The sequence below is a fragment of the Pseudomonas sp. IT-P395 genome (assembly GCF_949767675.1).
Taxonomy (GTDB): Bacteria; Pseudomonadota; Gammaproteobacteria; order Pseudomonadales; family Pseudomonadaceae; genus Aquipseudomonas.
The window spans coordinates 441,023-462,321 of the sequence record NZ_CATKPW010000011.1 but is presented as its reverse complement, the minus strand read 5'-3'; the positions used below and the strand labels follow the sequence as shown (position 1 = coordinate 462,321).

Sequence of the window (21,299 nt, the reverse complement as noted above, 5' to 3'; positions counted from 1 at the left end):
AGCGTTTCACCGTCAACTCAAAAAGGACAATACCTATCAACCAGGCACTTCTGCATTGTCGGCAGAAACCGACAATGACGCGCTCATTTCAGCGTGACACACCGCGAGTATTTCATCGGCCAATGCTGAATCATCCGGGCAGGCCCGCGACAGGATGATCGCGCCAACCGCACGCGCCAGCATGTCGATCATTTTCACTCGCCCCTCACCAGATGCCGCGTCGGGCCCTGTCGGGTACTTGTCGCCGAGCGTCTGCAGCGTGCGTTCGATCCCATCGGCAAACGCCGTTTTCACATCGTCAGACTGACGCGCTGCGTCGCCGCATAAAGCGGCCATGGTGCAACCGCTGCCCCGCCCGTCCCGATGCTCTCTCGACACATAGGCGTCGATGAAGCCCTGAACATCGACCATTTCGGCACTGGCCAACGAGCGCGCAAGGCTGTTGGCCGAGGCTTCGGACATCAGGTCGGCCTTCGAGCCAAAGTGTTTGTAGAAACCGCCGTGGGTGAATCCGGCCGCCGCCATGAGATCCGCGACGCCGACACCGTCAAAACCTCGCTCACGAAACAGCACCGAGGCGGTCTCGACGATGTGCTCGCGGTTTGCCTGCGCCTGGGCTTTGGTGACTCTCACGTGCAATACCTCCGCTGAAAAATCATGCGCCGATGATACATAGATGTCGGCCATAATCAAAATCGTTGACAGTTTAGATTTCGATCATCATCCTAATTACAGACATTATCGCTGCTCATTCACAGGCACGGATCAAACCCCATGACCGATCAAAATCTGTTCACGCCGTACACGCTTGGCTCCCTGACACTGGCGAATCGAATTGTTCTCGCGCCGCTGACCCGCAATCGAGCGGGCGAAGGCTTTGTGCCCAGTGAGTTCGCAGCCACCTATTACAGCCAGCGCGCCTCCGCTGGCCTGCTGATTTCTGAAGCGACGCAGATCTCCCGACAAGGCCAGGGCTATCAGGACACCCCGGGGATTTACACACAGGCGCAGATCGATGGCTGGCGCAAGGTGACCGCTGCGGTGCACGAAAAAGGCGCGAAGATCTTTCTGCAACTGTGGCATGTCGGTCGTGTTTCACACGTTGATCTTCAAGAAAACGGCGCCGCACCTGTAGCGCCCTCCGCGATACGCCCGGCGACCAAAGTGTTCGTCAACAACCGCTTTGAAGACGTTTCCGCGCCGCGAGCACTGGACATCAGCGAACTCCCGGGGATCGTCAACGATTTCCGCCAGGCAGCGGTCAACGCTATCGCCGCTGGGTTTGATGGTGTGGAAATCCACGGCGCCAACGGCTATTTGCTCGATCAATTCATCAAGGATGGCGCCAACGTGCGCACCGATGCCTACGGCGGCTCAATTGAAAATCGTGCGCGCTTGTTGCTGGAAGTCACGGCAGCAGTCGTCGCCGAGATTGGCGCAGATCGCACCGGTATTCGCCTCTCGCCGGTGTCGCCGGCCAACGGTGTTTCGAGCAGCGATCCGCAAGGGCAATTCGATTACATCGTCGAGCAACTCGACGCGCTGGGCATCGTTTATCTGCACGTGGTCGAAGGCGCAACCGGCGGGCCGCGCGATGTCGCGCCGTTCGATTTCGGCGCTCTGCGCCAGCGTTTCAAAAACACCTACATCGCCAACAACGGCTACGACCTCGACCTCGCGAACGCGCGGATTGCCGAGGACCACACCGATCTGATCGCCTTCGGTCGCCCGTTCATTGGCAATCCCGATCTGGTCGAGCGCCTGGCGGCCGGTGCGCCGTTGGCCGGTTTCAACCCAGCCACCCTGTATGGCGGCGGCGCGGAAGGCTACATCGACTACCCGACCCTGGCTGAATGGAGCGCTTCTGCCCAGTAAGCCGAGCCCCAGCGCATTTACTGCCTCTCCTTAATCGTTTTTTTGAAAAGAGATGACCCTATGAACGCCCACCCTACTGTTCTTATCACTGGCGCCTCGACCGGCATCGGCGCGGTTTACGCCGAACGTTTCGCCCAACGCGGGCATGATCTGGTGCTGGTCGCCCGCGATCTTCAGCGCCTGGAAACACTCGCCGCGAAGTTGCGCAGCGAACACAGCGTTGCCATTGATGTGCTGCAGGCCGACCTGACCCAACTCAGCGATCTGCACACCGTCGAAACGCGCCTGCGCGACGATGCGCGCATTGGCATCCTCGTCAATAACGCGGGCGCTGCGCAGTCCGGCAACTTCATCGAGCAGAGCACCGACAAAGTGGCCAATCTGGTCGCCCTCAACACCACAGCACTGGTGCGGCTCGCCAGTGCCATCGCTCCCCGTCTGGCGAAGGCCGGTGACGGCGCGATTATCAACATCGGCTCGGTGGTCGGTCTGGCCCCGGAGTTCGGCATGTCGGTGTACGGCGCGACCAAGGCGTTTGTGCTGTTCCTGTCTCAGGGGCTGAGCCTGGAACTGTCGCCACTGGGCGTCTACGTGCAAGCCGTGCTGCCGGCCGCGACGCGTACCGAGATCTGGGATCGCGCGGGCATCGACATCAACACCTTGAGCGAGATCATGGAAGTCAGCGATCTGGTCGATGCGCGCTGGTCGGTTTCGATCGTCGCGAGCCGGTGACCATTCCGCCGCTGCATGAAGGTGAGCGCTGGGATGCCTTGCAGACCGCGCGGCAAGGCCTGTTGGCGCAGATTCGCCAGTCGGCGGTCGCCCAGCGCTATCTGGCGTGAGTGCAATGGCGCAGACGCTTTTCGTCAACGCCGCCAACCAATCGATTTTGGTTGGCGGCACGGCCTTCGCCTATCGAGACCTCGGGCCGAAATCGGCGGTGCCGCTGATCCTGCTCAATCATTGGGGAGCAGTACTCGACGACTTCGACCCGCGAATCGTCGATGGTCTGGCGCGAAACCGGCGCGTGATCGCCATTGACTATCGCGGTGTCGGTGGCTCAAGCGGCACCGCGCCCCTGACCGTCGCGCAGATGGCCGATGATGTCATCAGCCTGATCGCTGCGCTGGAATTCACCAGCGTCGATCTGCTGGGTTTTTCCCTTGGCGGATTCGTTGCTCAGGACATCGCGCTCAAAGACCCAACCTTGGTGCGGCGCCTGATTCTGACCGGCACCGGACCGGCTGGCGGAGTCGGTATCGCCAGGGTCGGAACGGTTTCCTGGCCACTGATGTTCAAGGGCTTGCTGACCCTGCGCGATCCCAAGTTCCATCTGTTTTTCACCACAACCGCCAACGGACGGCGGGCCGCGACAGACTTTCTGCAACGTTTGAAAGAACGCCGCAAAGATCGCGACAAGCGCCCGACACCCAGCGCTTTTCTACGGCAGTTGAAAGCCATCAAGGCATGGGGAAAACAGACACCGCAGAACCTTGGCGGCCTGCAAATTCCGACGCTGGTGGTCAACGGCGACAACGACATCATGGTGCCCACGGTCAACTCAATTGACCTGATGAACCGTATTCCCTACGCGCAATTGATCATTTATGAAGACGCCGGACACGGCGCGATTTTCCAGAACTACGCTGACTTTGTCAGCAAGGCGCAGGCGTTTCTCGACAGCTGAGCCAATCTGCTCAGGCAACCCAGCCCTCCCCCAGAACCGTGAGAGCCGTCCCCACCATGAAAGCTTATTTTATCGATCGCTACGGCAAGCAGAACGGGCGCATTGGCGATGTCTCCGAGCCTGTATCCGGCGCCCATGACGTGCTGATTGAAGTGCATGCTGCCAGCGTCAACGTACTCGATTCAAAGATTCGCAGCGGCGAATTCAAACTGATTCTGCCGTACTCATTGCCCTTGGTGCTGGGCAACGATTGTGCCGGCGTGGTGATTGAGGTTGGCGCAGCGGTCAAGGGTTTCAAGCCCGGCGACGCGGTGTATGCGCGCGTGCCCGAACAGCGAATCGGCACGTTCGCCGAGCGAATCGCCGTCGACCAAAACGCCGTGGCGTTAAAGCCCGCCAACCTCAGCATGGAACAAGCCGCCGGCATTCCTTTGGTTGCTCTGACAGCCTGGCAAGCGCTGGTCGACATCGCCCGTTTGCAAAAGGGTCAGAAGGTCTTGATTCACGCCGGTTCCGGCGGTGTCGGAACAATCGCCATTCAACTGGCCAAGCACCTCGGCGCTGTTGTCGCGACCACCACCAGCACCGCGAATGTCGAATGGGTTAAAGCGTTGGGCGCAGACGTGGTGATTGATTACAAACAGCAGCGCTTCGAGGAGGAACTGCGCGACTACGACGTGGTGCTGAACAGCCTCGGCTCCGACGTTCTGGAAAACTCGCTCAAGGTACTCAAACCGGGTGGTCAGCTGATTTCCATATCAGGCCCGCCAACTGCCGAGTTCGCCAAGGCGCAAGGCCTGGCCTGGCCGCTGCGGCAAGTCATGCGCTTGTTGAGCCTGAGTATTCGGCGCAAGGCGCGCAAGCAGGATGCCCGTTACAGCTTCCTGTTCATGCGGGCGAGCGGTACACAACTGCAGGAAATCACCACGCTGATTGAAGCCGGTGAAATAAGGCCCGTGCTTGACCGCACCTTCGCCTTCGAGTCAGCGGGCCAAGCCCTGACTTACGTCGAACAGGGCCGTGCGAAAGGCAAGGTAATCGTGCAGATCAAATAGTTGCCTGCCTGTAATCATCTGGCGAAAGACCCATGGATAACGTTGCCTGCGACACCGAAAAGCCCCCCGCCGACGAACCGCAAGACACGGAGAACAAACACTCACCTGAATCTGCGAACCACGAGACGCCCGACCCCAAGCAGCACAACGCGATACTTGGAGTTGCTCCGATCGTATGGCGGCCCTTGATGCTTGAGCCCTAAGTGTTCAACGCGCATGAGTTTGCTGGAAAAACACCGGAAGGTAGTGTCACTGGCTAAGTGGCGAGGGCCGAAACAGCTGCCCTCACCCTAGCCCTCTCCCCCAGGAGAGGGAACCGATTGGGGGATATTGGCGATGAACGCCGACGTGCAATAGCGCCTGTGAATCCAATATCGCCAAGCATTGCGGATGAACCCATCATCGACGCGATGCATAGGCTCCCTCTCCCCCAAGGAGAGGGAACCGATTGGGGAATATTGGCGATGAGCGCCGACGTGCAATAACGGCTGTGAATCCAATACCACCAAGCATTGCGGATGAACCCGTAATCGACGCGATCTGTCAGGTCGATGCATAGCGCAAGACACCTCGGTCGGCTCCCTCTCCCCCGGGAGAGGGCTGGGGTGAGGGGCAGCCGTTGCAGCGTCGAACTCGGCTTACAAGGTGTAGGAAATCCCAACCTGCACCGTTCGCGGCGCGCCCGGATAGGCGTAGACATTACCAAACGCGCCCTCTTCATAATCCCGGTCAAACAGATTCTTCACGTCAAGATTGAGCCGCACCTTCTCGTTGACCTTATAAAAGCCGAGCAAATCGACAACCGTGTAGCTGTCCATCGAGAACGCAGTATTGGCGGTTTGCCCGGCGCGTTCGTCGACGTACTTGAGTCCGGTACCCAGGCCCAGGCCTTTAAGCGTGCCGTCCTGAAATTCGTAGACGTTGAGCAGGCTGAAGCTGTTTTGCGGAATGTTCATCAGTCGCGTGCCCGAACGGATCACATTGTCTTTGGTCACTTCGGCATCCACGTAGGCGTAGCCGCCGATGACGCGCCATTCAGGAGTCAGGTTGCCGGCGACGTTCAGGTCGAAACCACGGCTGCGTACTTCCCCGGCCGCCACACTGAAGGTCGAGTCCACCGGGTCGGTAGTCAGCACGTTGCGCTTTTCGATCTGATAGATCGCCGCGTCGACGCTCAACTGATGATCCAGCGCTTCCCACTTGACGCCCATTTCGTAGGACTTGCCTTTCTCCGGTGCAAAGCCTCCGCCCACGCGGCTCGCGCCGGTATTGGGCTTGAACGAGCGCGCGGTGTCGGCATAGACCGCCAGCGTCTCAGTCAGATCGTAGGTGACGCCGAGGCGCGGGGTCACCGCGTTGTCGCTGGCCTGCCAGTTTTTACCGCCTGGTACGTAGGTTTCATAGTCGTGTTCGAAACGCTCAAAACGCGCCCCGGCCAGCACCTTCAGACGCTCGGTCAACGCCACCTGATCCTGGACGAACGCCGCGTAGGTCTTGAGGTTTTCCTTGTCGTGGGTCGGGGTGCGGGTCAATGCCGGGCGCGGCTGACCGTAAACCGGATCGAAGATGTCGATCGGGTAGGCGCCGACCGCGCCGCTGGAGCGTTGAATGATCGACTTGTAGTCGTAATCTTCATACTCGATGCCGGTCAGCAAGGTGTGCTGCAAGCCGCCGGTACTGAAATGCCCGGTCAGATTGAGCTGGGTGTCCTTGTCGGTCCACTCCAGTTTGCGGTAGTTGAAATTGCGCCCCAGGGTTCGACCGTCATCAGCAATGCCGTTGGCTTCGATCGCATTGCCCTCAAGCGAGCCGTCGAGCCACTGAAAACCACCGCCCAGCGTCCAGTCATCATTGAGCAGATGTTCGAATCGCAGCTGCGCCATGTTGTTGTCGTTGTGCAATTTGCCGGCGTCTTTCTCGCCGAAAAACGTGTCGCGCGAGGCGGTGCCGATCTGTTTGGCGTAACGCGTCACGCCGCGATCCAGTGGATGATTATTGCGCATGAAATCACCCTCGAAAATCACTCGCGTGGTATCGCTGGCCTGCCAGGTCAGCACTGGCGTGACGCCGTAGCGCTCGGTCTCGACGTGATCGCGAAAGGTATCGCCGCCCTCGCCCACCACGTTCAATCGATAGGCCAGGCGCCCCTCTTCATCCAGTGGGCCGGAGGCGTCCAGCGTGCCGCGCTTCATGCCTTGATCATTCAACTGACTGCCCAAGGTGACTGTGCGCTCGGCCAACGGCTGCTTGGAAACAACGTTGAAGGTGCCGCCGGGATCGCCACGACCGTAGAGCATCGTCGCCGGCCCGCGCAGCACTTCCAGACGCTCGATGGTGTTGGCGTCGGGCATGTTCGGGTAGCCGCGATTGATCGGGAAACCGTTGCGGTAGAACTCGCCGGTGGTGAAGCCGCGCACGGTGAATGTGGTCAATCCCTGCCCGCCGAAATTGTTTGCCCGGCCAACGCCGCCGGCGTAATCCAGTGCGTCTTGCAGGCGCGTGGCGCCGAGGTCTTCGACCGCATCCTTGGTCACTACGCTGATCGATTGCGGAGTTTCATGGATTGAGGTGTCGGTGCGCGTGGCACTGGCGGAACGTGTAGCGCGATAACCCTGCACCGGGCCGTCGGCCCGTTCGTAATCCGCTGTACCGACCACGTCGGTCGCCTCCAGCTCTAGCGCTGAGGATGTTGAATCGGCCTGTTCGGCCCACGAGGAAGAAGACAACGCCTGCAGCACGCAAATTGAAAGCAGAGTACGACGCATGAAATGAAAACCTTACGAATAGGCCAGAACGAAGGGTAAAACCGCCAGAACAGCGGCGCGGATGGTATACCAGAGATCGTGTAATTGAAACTTATTCTTATTTGTCATGTTGGTCAGGATTCATGAGCCGAACTCATGACTCCATCCTGGCAAGGCGCATTATCAGATGCGGTTCAATGGCCTAGGCTCGTAGGCGATATGGCCTGCAAACACTGGCGCTGAGGCGCCCGGTGTTGTCCGCCAGCCCGCCTGAAGAGGAACTCAGCGATGAAATTCGACACACCGGCCGGCACTAATCCGATCGATCAATTGAACGTCATCGGCCAGCCCGCCGACCGCATCGATGGCAAGTTGAAAACCACCGGGACCGCGCCCTACGCGTATGAACAACATGCCGCAGTGCCCAACCCCGCCTATGGCTATGTGGTCGGCGCCGGGATCGGCAAGGGACGAATTGCCTCGATCGACTCGACGCAGGCGAGCAACAGTTCCGGGGTGATCGCGATCGTCACCTACGAGAATGCCGGGCCGTTGGCCAAGGGCGAGTTCTATGTCGCGCGCGCATTGGCCGGCCCGCAGGTGGACCACTATCACCAAGCCGTCGCGATTGTCGTCGCGCAGACATTTGAAGAGGCCCGCGCGGCTGCCAATCTGCTCGAGATCAGCTATGTGGCCGAACCCGGCGCGTTCGATCTGGCTGCCGCCAAGGATTCGGCGACCCCACCCCCACCCGCCGGTTTCGGCCCACCGCCGCAGACGCAGATCGGAGATTTCGAAGGCGCCTTCAACGCCGCACCGATCCAGATCGACCAGCACTACAGCACGCCGGATCAGGCGCACGCGATGATGGAACCCCACGCCACCATCGCCCAGTGGAACGGCAATTCGCTGACGTTGTGGACGTCGATACAGCAGATCAACTGGGGCGTGCGCGATCTGGCCAAGACACTCGGCATGCGCAAAGAAGATATTCGTTTGATATCGCCCTACATCGGCGGCGGTTTCGGCGGCAAAGGCACGATCCTGTGTGACGCGGTGTTGGCGTCGCTGGCGGCACGCCACGCCGGGCGCCCGGTGAAAGTCGCGCTGCCACGTCCGCTGATGTTCAACAATTTGACCCATCGCCCCGCGACGCTTCAGCGCATTCGCATCGGTGCCAGCCGCGAGGGTTTGATCGCTGCCATCGGCCATGAGAGTTGGTCAGGCAACCTGCCCGGGGGCCGGGCCGAAGCCGCGACGGCCTCGACGCGTTTGCTCTACGCTGGCGCCAACCGCATGACCCGCTTGAATCTTGCCGTGCTGGACCTGGCTGAAGGCTCGGCCATGCGCGCGCCGGGGGAAGCACCGGGAATGATGGCGCTGGAAATTGCCATGGATGAACTGGCGGAAAAACTGGCTATCGACCCATTGCAGTTGCGCCTGCTCAACGACACCCAGGTCGACCCCGAACAGCCATCGCGTCCGTTCTCGACACGGCAACTCGTCGAGTGTTTAAAAACCGGCGCCGAGCAATTCGGCTGGCACCAGCGCAACGCAAGCGCCGGCCAACGTCTGGAGAATGGCTGGCTGATCGGCATCGGTCTGGCGTCTGCCATACGTGGCGCGCCAACCACCGCATCGGCGGCCCGTGTGCGTCTTGATCGGCACGGCACAATCACTGTCGAAACCGACATGACTGATATCGGCACCGGCAGCTACACGATCATTGCGCAGACCGCCGCCGAGATGATGGGTGTGGAACTGGACCGGGTCGAAGTGCACCTTGGCGACTCGCGCTTTCCGGAGTCGTCGGGATCGGGCGGGCAATGGGGGGCGGCGTCGTCAACCGCCGGGGTCTATGCCGCTTGCGTCAAGTTGCGCGAAGCCGCTGCCCGCGCCGTCGGACTTGATCCGCAAACGGCCGAATTTGCCCACGGCGAGGTGCACGATGGTACGCGGCATTTTCCTTTGGCTCACGCGGCGGCCGCAGGCGATCTCGTTGGCGAAGACCGCATGGAATTCGGCGATCTGGCCCAGCGCTTTGCCCAGCAGACCTTTGGCGCACATTTCGCCGAAGTCGCGGTCAACGCGGCGACCGGCGAGATTCGTCTGCGCCGCCAATTGGCGGTCTGCGCAGCGGGGCGGATTCTCAATCCGAAGACCGCGCGCAGCCAAATCATCGGCGGCATGACCATGGGCGCCGGGGCCGCACTGATGGAAGAACTGCAGGTCGACAAGCGCCTTGGTTTTTTCGTCAACCATGACCTCGCCGGTTACGAAGTACCGGTGCACGCCGATATTCCCCATCAGCAGGTGATTTTCCTCGATGAGGTTGATCCCTACGCCACGCCGCTCAAGGCCAAAGGCGTCGGCGAGTTGGGCATCAGTGGCGCCGCAGCGGCCATCGCCAATGCGATTTACAACGCCACCGGCGTGCGCGTGCGCGATTATCCGATCACGCTGGACAAACTTATCGCGCACTTGCCGGAGCAGATTTGACGCCCTGTTCAGTCAGCCCGGCGCGCGCTGGCTGAACACTTCCTTGAACACCGGCACGGCGGAAAACGCATTCGGCCATCCGGCATAGAAAGCCAGTTGGGTAATCATTTCCGCCGCTTCGGTCTGGCTCAAACCGTTGTCCATCGCCCGACCCAGGTGATAGCCGACCTGGCCGGTCTGCCCGTTGGCCACCAACGAACTGACCGTGATCAGGCTGCGATCGCGAGGCGCCAGACCTGGCCGCAACCACAGATCGCGGAACAGCGCTTTGGTGGTGAACTCGACCAGCCCCGGCGCCACTGATCCCACCGCCGCATTCACGCGTTCCACGCGATCAGCTTCGCGAGCCTGGTCCAGCGGCAACAACGACGGCGCAACCGGCGCCAGTTGCTCAGCACCGATGTTGCGCGCGGTGAACACCTCGCCGGCGATAGGCAGCGCCGCTGCCGCATTGCCCCAGCCGGAATAAAACGCCAGGTGATTGAGCGTTTCGGACAGTTCCAGCGGTGTGACACCGTTGTCCAGCGCAAGATTGAATTGCGCGGCCATCTCGGCGGTTTGTCCGCGTGCGATCAACACTGCAACGGTTACCAGACTGCGGTCACGGGGTGACAATCCGGGGCGCTTCCATACTTCGCCAAACAACATGGCATCGGTGTTATGAGCCAGTGCCGGGGATACGGCAGCCGCGGCATCGGAGGTCATTGCGGGTGAACGTTTCATGGAGGTCGAACCTTTTTCAGTTGAAGCACAGGCTGTCAGCAACAGTGCGATGGCCGTCAACAGAAGTCGGCGGGAATGGGTGACGTTTCGAACCGGGCGTGCTGCCATCGCTAAGCGCCTGCTGGCGGGATAATCAGCCGCTACGTTAAACCGACGAGGATCCTGCGACTATCGGCGCTGAGCTTCATGAAGTCATGAACACCGTTCATCAATCCGTCTTCTCGATAGAAAGCGAATGGTGCCAAAAACTGGCACTGCCCCGTTATAGAGTCGGCGTCATGTCCACTCTCGGAAGGCGAACCCGACATGTCAGCGAGCTATAAACGTATTCAGTACTCACGCTACGGCGGTCCGGAGGTGATGCACATTGAAGCATTCCCGTTGCCGGCACCCGGCAAGGATGAAGTGCTCGTGCAGGTCAAATGTGCAGCGATCAACCCCATCGACTGGAAGTTGCGCCAGGGCCGGATGAAGCTCATCACCGGCAGAACATTTCCGCGCGCGATGGGCATGGATTTCTCCGGCGTGGTTCTTGCGGTTGGGGCGAGCGTCAGCCGCTTCCGGGTCGGCGACGCGGTTTTCGGGCTATCCCGCTTCAAAGAAAGTGGCGCATTGGGCGAAGCCGTCGTGACCAGGGAGGACTTTCTGGCGAGCAAACCGGATACTCTTTCTTTCGCCGATGCGGCGTGCCTCGGCACACCGGGCATTACCGCGTGGAACGGGTTGATCGACAAGGCCAGGCTGCAAGCCGGTCAGCAGGTTTTCATCAATGGTTGCGCGGGGGCAGTCGGCGAAGCGGCGGTGCAGATCGCCCTGATGTCGGGGGCCACGGTATCGGGCAGTTGCAGCGCGTCGGACGTTGCCCGGGCACAGGCGCTGGGGGTATCAACCGTCTACGACTACCGGTTAACGGACCTGACAAGACTGCAGGCGCGCTTCGATGTGGTGTATGACACGGCCGCGACGATGACGGTCTCGACCGGTATCGGATTGCTGCGTCCGGGCGGCTGTTTGCTTGATCTCAATCCGGGTCCGGGTAAGTTCCTGCGTGGCTTGATTGATCGGCGACTGAAACTGGTCATTGGCACACCGCGACACGAAATCCTCGAAACACTGGCCAGTGCCGCCAGTGAGGCACGCTTGAAGATTCGGCTAGGAGAAGTGGTGCCGCTGGACGGCGCCATACAACTGATCCGCGAGCTCGAACAGGGCCGCAAACTCGGCGGCAAAGGTGTCGTCGCCATGGAGCGTTAATGGCCAGAAGTCATCGTCTGTTTGAGCTGATGCAAGCGCTGCGGCGTCATCGTCGTACGGTGTCCGGCAAAGCCTTGGCGGCTGAATTGGGCGTGTCGTTGCGCACGATTCGCCGCGACATCGTCACGCTGCAAGGCATGGGGGCCGAGATCGACGGCGAGCCGGGCCTTGGGTATGTGCTCAAGCCCGGTTTTGTCCTGCCGCCTTTATCGTTCAGCGCCGAGGAAATACAGGCCTTGGTCATCGGTGCGCAATGGGTCAGCCGGCAGACCGACAGCCAACTCGCGGGCGCCGTCAACAATGCCCTGGCGAAAATCAGTGCCGTGCTGCCCGCGCAGATGCGGCCGATCTTCGAAGACGAAACCTTTTACGTGGCCAAGCCGCACAAGCCCGGCACAACCATCGACCTCAGCGAGATTCGTCGGGCGCTGCGCGAGCAGAACAAGCTGCGCATCGCGCTAGCGCTCGAACATGCGGAGGCCGCCGAACACATCATCTGGCCGATCATGTTGGGCTTTATCGAAGGCAAGCGCTGCATCGCGGCGTGGTGCGAAGGCGACAGCCGGTTTCGCGTGATCGATATGGCTGACCTTGCGACGGTGCAGGTGCTTGTCGAACACTACGCGCCTGACCGCCGGCGCTTGATCAAACAATGGCGTGCCGAGGATGTGCGGCCCTGCAACAGTCAGGGCGAGGTGTGTTGAGTCATGTAACCTGGCCCACAACGGCCCCACCGCTCATACCGCCAGCAGTTGTCGGGTCATCGCCATCGAGGTCTGCAACGACTGCCCGGTACGCTGCAATTTGTTCAGCAAACTCGCGCCCAACCAAAGTTGATACAGGGTTTCCGCCAGATGCCGGGCATCGCCCTGGGGCAGGCTGTTTTCAGCCTGACCCTGCTCAATACACAGGGTGATGCGCGCCACCACTTGCTCGGCGCCATCGCGCAAGGTCAGGCGCATCGACTCCGACAGGTCGGCGACTTCGGCGCTGAGCTTGACTACCAGACACTCATCGCCATGCCCTTCGAGGGTGCAGCGGTTCTGCCAGCCCTGCCAGTAATCCATCAGCCGCTCATAGGCGCTCAGCCCCGGCAGCGTCAGGCGGCGTTCCATGTCGGCGAGGTAGCCGACGAAATAATCCGCGAGCAACGCCTGGCCGTACAACTCTTTGGATTTGAAGTAGTGATAGAACGAACCCTTGGGCACACCGGCGGTTTGCAGGATTTCGTTGAGGCCGACACTGGTGAAGCCCTTCTCGGCCATCATCCGGTGGCCGGTGTCGAGCAAGTGTTGGCGGGTGTCGTCGTAGGTCGCTTTCATGGGGCGCAAGTTACCAGGCAATAGACCAGTCGTATATTGGGAGGAACGGAAGTTTGCCACACCTGTCGATGAAAAACCGCAGGATAAAAAATTACTAGACGACTGGTCTAATTGGAATCTATGCTGCGCCCCGACAAACGTTTTCTGACCGGTGTGGCCGATGTGCGAATCCTTCGCTCAATCGAAGACACCTGATCGACTCAAGGTGCTCTATGAAAATCCTGATGGTTTTGACTTCCCACGATCAACTCGGCGACACCGGCAAGAAAACCGGTTTCTGGCTGGAAGAGTTCGCCGCGCCCTACTACGCCTTCAAGGACGCCGGCGCCGACGTCACGCTGGTCTCACCGGCCGGTGGCCAGCCGCCGCTGGACCCGAAAAGCGATGAGCCTGATGCCCAGACGGCCGAGACCGATCGCTTCCGCAAAGACTCTGCCGCGCAACAGGCACTCGCCAACACCGGTCGCTTGGCCGACGTCAGCGCAGATGATTTCGATGCGGTGTTTTACCCCGGCGGCCACGGCCCACTGTGGGACCTGGCCGAAGACAAGCAGTCGATCGCATTGATCGAAGCCTTCGACCGCGCCAACAAACCCCACGGTTTTGTCTGCCATGCACCGGGTGTGTTGCGTCACGCCCTCACCGCTGACGGCAAACCGCTGGTGCAGCACCGCCAGGTCACCGGTTTCACCAATGCCGAAGAAGCGGCCGTTGGCCTGACGGACGTGGTGCCGTTCCTGATCGAGGACGAGTTCCAGCGCCTCGGCGGCCATTATTCGAAAGTCGCTGACTGGCAGGTTCATGTAGTCGCCGACGGGCAACTGGTCACCGGCCAGAATCCAGCCAGCTCCGCCGCTGTCGCTGAAAAACTGCTGAAGATGCTGGGCTAAAACTTCGCTTCCAACCTTCCTAACGCCGAGTGCGTCTTGCTCGGCGTTATTTTTTCACCTAATCAATAGTCGACTGGTCTAATAAACACCAAGACAAGGTAATCCATGAATAGCAGCACGTTCTTCACACCCGCCAAACTCGGCAACCACACCCTGAAAAACCGTATCGTCCTGCCGCCTCTCACCCGCCAGCGCAGCACCCAACCGGGCAACATCGCCAATGAGTTGATGGCCGAGTATTACCAACAGCGCGCCGGCGCAGGTTTGCTGGTCACCGAAGGCACGCAGATCGAACCCCGTGGCCAGGGTTATGCGTGGACGCCGGGCATTCATACGCCTGAGCAAATCGCCGGTTGGCGCAAAGTCACCGAGGCCGTGCATGCCGTGGACGGGGTGATTTTCGCCCAACTGTGGCACGTCGGCCGCGTCTCCCACACCGCACTGCAGCCCGACGGCGCGGCGCCGGTTTCTGCCTCTGCCGTGGCCACCGACCGGGTCAGTGTGTTTATCGAAACTGCGCCCGGCGTCGGTGAACTGGTCACCCCGTCGGCACCTCGTGCGCTGAGCACCGATGAAGTTCAGGAGTTGGTTCAGCTGTACATTCAGGCGGCGCGCAACGCCATGGACGCCGGTTTCGACGGCATCGAATTGCACTGCGCCAACGGTTATCTGGTGAACCAGTTCATCTCTGCCCACAGCAATTTGCGCGAGGATCAGTACGGCGGTTCGCTGCAAAATCGTCTGCGCTTTCTCAAGGAAGTGGTCGCCGGTGTCGCCGAGTGCATCGGCAAGGAAAAAGTCGGCGTGCGGTTTGCGCCGCTGTTCACCACCACCGATGAAGCGCGGACCTATTTGGGCATGGTCGAAGAGGATCCGCACACCACTTACATCGAAGCGATCAAGGTGCTGCAGGACGTGGGCATCGCCTATCTGTCCATCGCCGAAGCCGACTGGGACAACGCGCCGGCGATGCCCCTCACGTTTCGTCAGGCCGTGCGCGACACCTTCAGCGGCGCGATCATTTATGCCGGGCGCTATACCGCAGAATCCGGTGCGCAACTGCTCGATTCCGGGCTGGCAGACTTGGTCGCTTTTGGCCGCCCGTTCATGGCCAACCCCGATCTGCCTGCGCGGATTGCCAATGACTGGCCGTTGAATGCGTTGAATCCGGCGACGGTGTATGGCGGCAACGCCGAGGGCTACACCGACTACCCCGTTTATCCCGGCTAAGCCTTTCCACGCGGCGGCAAGCGCTCCCGCAACAGCGGGAGCGTTCATCCGAGTCGGAGTGCAAGCCCTTGTGGGAGCGAGCCTGCTCGCGAATGCGGCGTGTCAGTCACTCACAATGTTGAATGTGACGACGCCTTCACGAGCAGGCTCGCTCCTACAGGGGGGATGTGAATATTCACCGCACAAAAACCTATACACAGACTACAATCTGTACAACTATCTGGACTTGAGTTTAAACGTCCACTCGGCAGCTTGCTGCTCATTACGCTGAATCCGTGAAATGAACAAAACCCATCGGCTGTGCCTCGTTCTGGGTGACCAGTTATCGTTTGATCTGGCTTCATTGGCAGGTCTGGATCGCGAACAGGATCGTGTGCTGCTGGTCGAGGTCATGGAGGAAGCCACCCATGTTGCCCATCATCCGCAGAAGATCGCGCTGATCTTCAGCGCCATGCGTCACTTCGCTAAAGCCCTGAAAGATCAGGGCATCCGTGTGCATTACGTGACCCTCGACGACCCGCAAAACAGCGGCTCGGTGCCCGGCGAGTTAAAGCGCTGGCAGGCACTGCTACAGGCCAACGAATTGCACCTGACCGAATGCGGCGACTGGCGTCTGGAGCAATCACTGAAGGATTGTGACTTGCCGATCCACTGGCATGCCGACAACCGGTTCCTGTGCAGCCGCGACGAATTCCGCGCGTGGGCCGCAGACAAAAAGCAACTGCGCATGGAATTTTTCTACCGCGAGATGCGCCGCAAAAGTCGCCTGTTGCTCAATGGCGATGGCACGCCCGTCGGCGGCGCGTGGAACTTTGATGCCGACAATCGCAAAGCCCTGCCCAAAACCGTCAAGGCGCCCTACCCGACGGGTTTTACCAACGATGCAATCACCCTCGATGTCCTCACACTGGTCAAGGATCGCTTCGCCAGTCACTACGGCAGCCTGGACGATTTCAACTATCCGGTGACGCACGCCGACGCCCAGGCATTGTGGGCCTACTTTCTCGACTATGGTCTGGCGGGCTTCGGCGATTATCAGGACGCCATGGCCCGCGACGAACCGTTTCTGTTCCATGCCCGCATCAGCGCTGCGCTCAATATTGGCTTGCTGGACCTGCGCCAACTCTGCAGTGATGTGGAGTCTGCCTACTGGTCCGGCAGCATTGCCCTGAACTCCGCCGAAGGTTTCATTCGCCAACTGATCGGCTGGCGCGAATACGTCCGTGGCGTTTACTGGCTGCACATGCCGGAGTACGCCGAGGGCAATGCCTTCGGTAATACGCGGCGGTTGCCAGAGTTTTACTGGACCGGCGCAACGCAGATGAACTGCATGCGCCAGGCCATCGGCCAAAGCCTCAAACACGCCTACGCCCATCACATTCAGCGCCTGATGGTGACAGGCAATTTCGCCCTGCTCGCCGGTATCGCGCCGAGCCAGATCTGTGAATGGTATCTGGCCATTTACATGGACGCGTTCGACTGGGTCGAGCTGCCCAACACCCTCGGCATGGTCATGCACGCCGATGGCGGTTACCTCGGCTCCAAGCCTTATTGCGCCAGCGGCCAGTACATCAACCGGATGTCCGACTACTGTCGCGACTGTGCCTACTCGGTGCGCGAAACCACGGCTGACAACGCGTGCCCGTTCAACGCGTTGTACTGGCATTTTCTGATGCGCCACGGCGACCTTCTGCGCGGCAATCAGCGCATGGGCATGATGTACAAAAACCTCGACCGCATGCCGCCGGAAAAGCAGCAGGCCTTGTGGCAGCGCGGGCAGAGCTTGCTCGACAGACTGGATCGCGGCGAATCGCTATGAAAACGCGGGCCCCCTTGGCTCGCGTGCAACTTAAACATGACACCCCGGGTCAATGGCTCACAAAGCTTGCAAAGTCGATGGCTTGAAACACGCCAATTAAACGCAGAGCAACAATAAAGGCATGAGGAGTGGATACCCTGAAACAGCTTACTCGCGAGGAGCTTGAGTCCGAAGTCACGCGCCTGCGTCTGGCCGTCAAAGCGACCTGCGACGCCGTCTGGGACTGGGATCTGAAAACCAATCAGGTCATCTGGAACGACTCGCTGCAACTGGCGTATGGCTACGCGTCAGCAGCCATCGAGCCGACGTGTGACTGGCGGTTTGCGCAGATTCACACGCAGGATCGCGCACGCGTGACGACCTCGATTCGCTCAGCAATTGACGGCTCCGGGACGACCTGGAGCGCTGAGTACCGCTTCCTCTGCCACGATGGTTCGTACGCCGAAGTGCTGGATCGCGGGCACCTGATTCGCAATGCCGATGGCCAGGCCGAACGCATGATCGGGGCGATGCTCGACCTGACCCGCTCGCGCAGTGCCGAAACTGCATTGCGTCGTAGCGAAGAACGTTTCAGCACCATTCTGGAAACCATCGAGGCCGCGTTCGCCATCGTCAAAGTCAAATTCGACGCCAACGACCACCCGATCGACTATTGCTTTGTCGAGGCCAACCCGGCGTTCGAGCGTCAGGCGGGGGTCAACCTGCGAGGCAAATGGGTCACCGAGTTTGCGCCCAACCTGGAGAAGTTCTGGTTCGAAACCTACGGCCATGTGGCCAAGACCGGCGAGCCGGCCAACTTCGAGAACTACGCCAATACCTTCGAACGCTGGTTCGATGTGCGTGCCGTGCGCGTCGGCGACCCGGCCGATCGGCAGATCGCGATCTTCTTCAGCGATGTCACCGAGCGCCGCGACGCGCAGGAGCGTTTGCGCATCAGCGAGGCGGTCGCTCGGGAGAACGTCGAACGCGTGCAACTGGCCCTCGCCGCTGGCGCCATTATCGGTACCTGGCATTGGCACCTGCCCAGCGATCGCTTCAGCGTCGATGAAGCCTTCGCGCGGGTGTTCGACCTCGATCCCGCCTGGGGGCTCGACGGTCTGAGCCTGGAACAAGTAGTGATGACCGTTCACCCGGACGACCGGGAGGGACTGATAACCGCCATCAACGAAGTCAAAGCCCGCGGCGGGGCCTATTCGCACCAGTACCGAGTGCGCGGCGCGGATGGCAAATACACCTGGATTGAAGCCAACGGCCGCGTCGAGTGCGCCGAAGACGGCACGCCTTTGCGCTTTCCCGGCGTGCTCATCGATGTCGAAGACCGGCGCAACGTCGAAGCCGAGCGCGACCGGGTCACCGCTGCGTTAAAGGCCCTCAATGACACACTGGAACAACGGGTCTCGGCGCGCACCGCAGAGCTGATGCAGGCCGAAGAAAAGTTGCGGCAATCGCAGAAAATGGAAGCGGTCGGGCAACTCACCGGCGGTCTGGCGCATGACTTCAACAACCTGCTGGCGGGTATCTGCGCATCCCTTGAGCTGATGGACAAACGCATCGCCCAAGGGCGTCTGAGCGACATCGACAAATACATGCTGATCGCACAAGACGCCGCCAAACGCGCAACGGCCCTGACCCATCGCCTGCTGGCCTTCTCCAGGCGGCAGACACTCGATCCCCGGCCAACGGAAGTCAACGCGCTGATTGCCGGCATGACCGAACTGATCCAGCGCACCGTCGGCCCGAGCATTCGCCTGAAGACGGTCGTCGCCGCCGACCTGTGGCCGGCGCTGGTCGATGCCAGTCAACTGGAAAACGCCCTGCTCAACCTGTGCATCAACGCTCGCGACGCGATGCCCGACGGCGGCAGCATCACCGTCGAAACCGCCAATCGCACCCTGGATGCTGAAGCGGCGCGCGTAAGGGAAATGCCCGAAGGGCAATACTTGTGCCTGTCTGTCGCCGACACCGGAACCGGTATGAGTGCGGAAGTGATGGCCAAGGCCTTCGACCCGTTTTTCACCACCAAACCGCTGGGCCAGGGCACGGGGCTCGGGCTGTCGATGATCTACGGTTTCACCAAGCAATCTGGCGGACAGGTGCGGGTGCAATCGACCGTGGGTCAAGGCACCACCATGTGCGTTTACCTGCCGCGCTACCTCGGCGAAACGCAGCGCAATCACGATGACGCGCAAAGCTTGGCAACGCCTCAAACCAAGGCCGGCGAGACCATCCTGATTGTCGACGACGAGCCCACCGTTCGCACGCTGCTCAAAGACGTGCTGAACGACCTTGGCTACAACCTGCTCGAAGCGTGCGACAGCGTTGAGGGCCTGGAAGTATTGCGCTCCAGCGCGCACATCGATTTGCTCATCACCGATGTCGGCTTGCCCGGCGGCATGAACGGCCGACAAATGGCCGATGCAGGCAGGCAGATCAGGCCGAAACTGAAGACGTTGTTTATCACCGGATATGCGGAAAGCTCAGTGATCGGCAACGGTCAACTCGGCCCGGGCATGCAGGTACTGACCAAACCCTTTGTCGTCGACACGCTGGTGTCACGCGTCAGTGGCCTGCTGTCCATCGACGTCGAGTAAGCGCTGCGCTCGGGATGCCATGAACCGGTTGCGCCCCGCTGTTTTCGCTTGATACAGCGCCTGATCGGCTGACTCGATCAAACCGTGCGCAGGGTCCAGGCGTGAAGCGCGCGCGGCGGCGATGCCGATGCTCAGGCTCACGCGGGCCACGGGACTGGAGGGGTGAGCAATGTTTGCTTGCTGTAAACGCTCAATGATCAACTGCGCTACCACGGCGGCACCGTCGATGTCGGTGGCGGGCATGATGACCGCGAACTCCTCGCCGCCGTAGCGCGCGACCAGGTCTGACGGTCGCCGCACACATTCATCCAGCACCCTGGCGACGGCTTGCAGACAGGCGTCGCCGGCAACGTGCCCGAGCGCATCATTGAAGCGCTTGAAATAGTCGATATCGATCATCAACAAGGCCAGCGACGAGCCGTCGCGCTGTGCCCGCCGCGCCTCTGTGGCCAGGGTCTGATCAAAGCAACGCCGATTCGCCAAACCGGTCAGCGCATCTTTCATGGCCAACAACTCCAACTGTCGGTTCGAGCCGAGCAATTGCTGCTGAGCGATGCGCAGTTCGCCTTCCACCTGGGTCCGGCGCCGGATATCGAGAATCAAGAACCAGCCAATCAGACCGGTAAGCCCCAACAGCCCCGCCACCACCACCGCCGACAGCAACGCCTCGGTTCGCCAGGCCGCGAGGGCTTCACGCTTGCCGATGGCGACCGTGGTGATCAGGGGCAATTTTTCACTTTTGCGGAAGGCGTAGAGGCGTTCGACGCCATCCAGGCTGGAGGTATAAGAGGCGGTGCCGACCGATTGATCGACCAGGTATTTGGCGTAGATCGGCGACTTGGAAAAGTTGCGGCCCATGTCCTGCTCGCGGAAGGGATAGCGCACCAGCAACGTACCGTCGGTATAGGACAGGCCGATGGCCCCGTCCTGGCCGATGTCGAGTTTGCCGAACAGACGCAGAAAGTTTTCCACGCCAAGGGTCACGGCCACGACCCCGGCAAACTCGCCGCGATCATCATTGAAACGGCGGCTGACGGTGATCACCCATTCCTGATTGGAACGGCTGCGGATCGGAGGCCCGATAAAGGGTTTGCGGCTCGGATCGTCGCGATGATGAATGAAGTAGGCTCGATCAACGCTGCTGGCACCCACCGGAATCGGCCGGTTCGACGACATCAGCCAATGACCATCGCGGTCATAGATAGTGATACCGCTCAGCTGTGGCATCAGCGGTTGCTGGCGGTTGACCAGCGCACTCAGGCGCTGGATCTGCGCGGGGCCACTGCCCTCGGTTTCCAGGCGCTCGACCAGCCCGAGCAACAGCAGCGAACTTTGCCGGACAATGCCTTCGGAATAGGTCTCGAGTGCCTGGGTCAGGTTCAACCCGTGCACGTTGACTTCCTCCAGCGCGCGATCGCGCGAAGACAGCACTTTCCAGATGGTCAGCGACGCCAGGGAGCAGCCGATGACCAGCAACAAGAGGATGACGAGGTGGGTATCACGCTTCACGAAAGTACCTAATGGAAAGTCCGGTTTCCGGTTCCGGCCGTTACTGATTCAAGGCAATAACAGCGGTCGTATGTCCTCGACCGGCGCAAGGATACAAGTAG

15 protein-coding genes and 1 pseudogene are annotated in these 21,299 nt (G+C 60.5%); 11 read left to right on the top strand and 5 right to left on the bottom strand.

The features are described 5' to 3' along the window. Positions 1 to 36: 36 nt before the first annotated feature. The gene (locus ACM6IN_RS10565; RefSeq protein ID WP_414916088.1) at positions 37 to 633 is read right to left on the bottom strand and encodes a TetR family transcriptional regulator; all 597 of its coding nucleotides are present in this window, start codon (positions 631 to 633) and stop codon (positions 37 to 39) included. 141 nt (positions 634 to 774) lie between these two features. Between ACM6IN_RS10565 and ACM6IN_RS10560 the strand changes: the two genes are divergently transcribed. From ACM6IN_RS10560 to ACM6IN_RS10545, 4 genes and pseudogenes are all read left to right on the top strand, one after another. Further along, positions 775 to 1,875, top strand: a complete 1,101-nt coding sequence (locus ACM6IN_RS10560) for an alkene reductase (RefSeq protein ID WP_414915945.1) — start codon at positions 775 to 777, stop codon at positions 1,873 to 1,875. Positions 1,876 to 1,935: 60 nt separating this feature from the next. Continuing rightward, positions 1,936 to 2,717: pseudogene (locus ACM6IN_RS10555) on the top strand (SDR family NAD(P)-dependent oxidoreductase). A gap of 5 nt (positions 2,718 to 2,722) precedes the next feature. Continuing rightward, positions 2,723 to 3,562: an alpha/beta fold hydrolase gene (locus ACM6IN_RS10550; RefSeq protein ID WP_414915944.1), complete on the top strand. Its 840-nt coding sequence runs from the start codon at positions 2,723 to 2,725 to the stop codon at positions 3,560 to 3,562. 56 nt (positions 3,563 to 3,618) lie between these two features. Next, entirely contained in the window at positions 3,619 to 4,617 is a 999-nt protein-coding gene (locus ACM6IN_RS10545) for an NADP-dependent oxidoreductase (protein WP_414915943.1), read from the top strand. Positions 4,618 to 5,255: 638 nt separating this feature from the next. Here the strand turns inward: ACM6IN_RS10545 and ACM6IN_RS10540 are convergent. Continuing rightward, entirely contained in the window at positions 5,256 to 7,382 is a 2,127-nt protein-coding gene (locus tag ACM6IN_RS10540; RefSeq protein WP_095111879.1) for a TonB-dependent siderophore receptor, read from the bottom strand. 267 nt (positions 7,383 to 7,649) lie between these two features. On the opposite strand from ACM6IN_RS10540, the gene paoC reads away from it, so the two are divergent. After that, entirely contained in the window at positions 7,650 to 9,860 is a 2,211-nt protein-coding gene (paoC, locus tag ACM6IN_RS10535) for an aldehyde oxidoreductase molybdenum-binding subunit PaoC (RefSeq protein ID WP_414915942.1), read from the top strand. Between the two features lie 12 nt (positions 9,861 to 9,872). On the opposite strand, the gene ACM6IN_RS10530 is transcribed toward paoC, so the two are convergent. Next, positions 9,873 to 10,583 (bottom strand): carboxymuconolactone decarboxylase family protein, encoded by a 711-nt coding sequence (locus tag ACM6IN_RS10530; protein WP_414915941.1) that lies wholly within the window; start codon positions 10,581 to 10,583, stop codon positions 9,873 to 9,875. Positions 10,584 to 10,889: 306 nt separating this feature from the next. On the opposite strand from ACM6IN_RS10530, the gene ACM6IN_RS10525 reads away from it, so the two are divergent. Both ACM6IN_RS10525 and ACM6IN_RS10520 read left to right on the top strand, forming a co-directional pair. After that, on the top strand, positions 10,890 to 11,837 hold the full coding sequence (locus tag ACM6IN_RS10525; protein ID WP_414915940.1) for an NAD(P)-dependent alcohol dehydrogenase: 948 nt from the start codon (positions 10,890 to 10,892) through the stop codon (positions 11,835 to 11,837). After that, positions 11,837 to 12,541, top strand: a complete 705-nt coding sequence (locus ACM6IN_RS10520; protein ID WP_102899148.1) for a helix-turn-helix transcriptional regulator — start codon at positions 11,837 to 11,839, stop codon at positions 12,539 to 12,541. Before ACM6IN_RS10525 ends, ACM6IN_RS10520 begins: the two co-directional genes overlap by 1 nt. Positions 12,542 to 12,574: 33 nt before the next feature. Here ACM6IN_RS10520 and ACM6IN_RS10515 read toward each other — a convergent pair whose 3' ends face one another. Further along, complete coding sequence (locus tag ACM6IN_RS10515; protein WP_077572446.1) at positions 12,575 to 13,159, bottom strand: TetR/AcrR family transcriptional regulator; 585 nt, start codon at positions 13,157 to 13,159, stop codon at positions 12,575 to 12,577. A 212-nt stretch (positions 13,160 to 13,371) separates the two neighbouring features. Here ACM6IN_RS10515 and ACM6IN_RS10510 point away from each other — a divergent pair, with 212 nt between their 5' ends. From ACM6IN_RS10510 to ACM6IN_RS10495, 4 genes are all read left to right on the top strand, one after another. Continuing rightward, a complete protein-coding gene (locus tag ACM6IN_RS10510) occupies positions 13,372 to 14,049 on the top strand; it encodes a type 1 glutamine amidotransferase domain-containing protein (protein ID WP_123376759.1) in 678 nt (225 codons plus the stop codon). A 105-nt stretch (positions 14,050 to 14,154) separates the two neighbouring features. Then, entirely contained in the window at positions 14,155 to 15,279 is a 1,125-nt protein-coding gene (locus ACM6IN_RS10505) for an alkene reductase (protein WP_123376758.1), read from the top strand. A 280-nt stretch (positions 15,280 to 15,559) separates the two neighbouring features. After that, positions 15,560 to 17,098 carry a cryptochrome/photolyase family protein gene (locus tag ACM6IN_RS10500; RefSeq protein WP_414915939.1) on the top strand — a complete coding sequence of 513 codons (1,539 nt, stop codon included), beginning with the start codon at positions 15,560 to 15,562 and terminating at the stop codon, positions 17,096 to 17,098. 128 nt (positions 17,099 to 17,226) lie between these two features. Next, positions 17,227 to 19,689: a PAS domain-containing protein gene (locus tag ACM6IN_RS10495; protein WP_414915938.1), complete on the top strand. Its 2,463-nt coding sequence runs from the start codon at positions 17,227 to 17,229 to the stop codon at positions 19,687 to 19,689. Here ACM6IN_RS10495 and ACM6IN_RS10490 read toward each other — a convergent pair. Next, positions 19,651 to 21,198, bottom strand: a complete 1,548-nt coding sequence (locus tag ACM6IN_RS10490; RefSeq protein ID WP_414915937.1) for a diguanylate cyclase — start codon at positions 21,196 to 21,198, stop codon at positions 19,651 to 19,653. The genes ACM6IN_RS10495 and ACM6IN_RS10490 overlap by 39 nt on opposite strands. Positions 21,199 to 21,299 lie beyond the last annotated feature (101 nt).

Coding starts and splice junctions, on each gene's coding strand:
- ACM6IN_RS10515 (WP_077572446.1), bottom strand. CDS start 13,159: ATGAAAGCGACCTACGACGACACCCGCCAACACTTGCTCGACACCGGC.
- ACM6IN_RS10520 (WP_102899148.1), top strand. CDS start 11,837: ATGGCCAGAAGTCATCGTCTGTTTGAGCTGATGCAAGCGCTGCGGCGT.
- ACM6IN_RS10500 (WP_414915939.1), top strand. CDS start 15,560: ATGAACAAAACCCATCGGCTGTGCCTCGTTCTGGGTGACCAGTTATCG.
- paoC (WP_414915942.1), top strand. CDS start 7,650: ATGAAATTCGACACACCGGCCGGCACTAATCCGATCGATCAATTGAAC.
- ACM6IN_RS10505 (WP_123376758.1), top strand. CDS start 14,155: ATGAATAGCAGCACGTTCTTCACACCCGCCAAACTCGGCAACCACACC.
- ACM6IN_RS10530 (WP_414915941.1), bottom strand. CDS start 10,583: ATGAAACGTTCACCCGCAATGACCTCCGATGCCGCGGCTGCCGTATCC.
- ACM6IN_RS10560 (WP_414915945.1), top strand. CDS start 775: ATGACCGATCAAAATCTGTTCACGCCGTACACGCTTGGCTCCCTGACA.
- ACM6IN_RS10545 (WP_414915943.1), top strand. CDS start 3,619: ATGAAAGCTTATTTTATCGATCGCTACGGCAAGCAGAACGGGCGCATT.
- ACM6IN_RS10525 (WP_414915940.1), top strand. CDS start 10,890: ATGTCAGCGAGCTATAAACGTATTCAGTACTCACGCTACGGCGGTCCG.
- ACM6IN_RS10540 (WP_095111879.1), bottom strand. CDS start 7,382: ATGCGTCGTACTCTGCTTTCAATTTGCGTGCTGCAGGCGTTGTCTTCT.
- ACM6IN_RS10510 (WP_123376759.1), top strand. CDS start 13,372: ATGAAAATCCTGATGGTTTTGACTTCCCACGATCAACTCGGCGACACC.
- ACM6IN_RS10550 (WP_414915944.1), top strand. CDS start 2,723: ATGGCGCAGACGCTTTTCGTCAACGCCGCCAACCAATCGATTTTGGTT.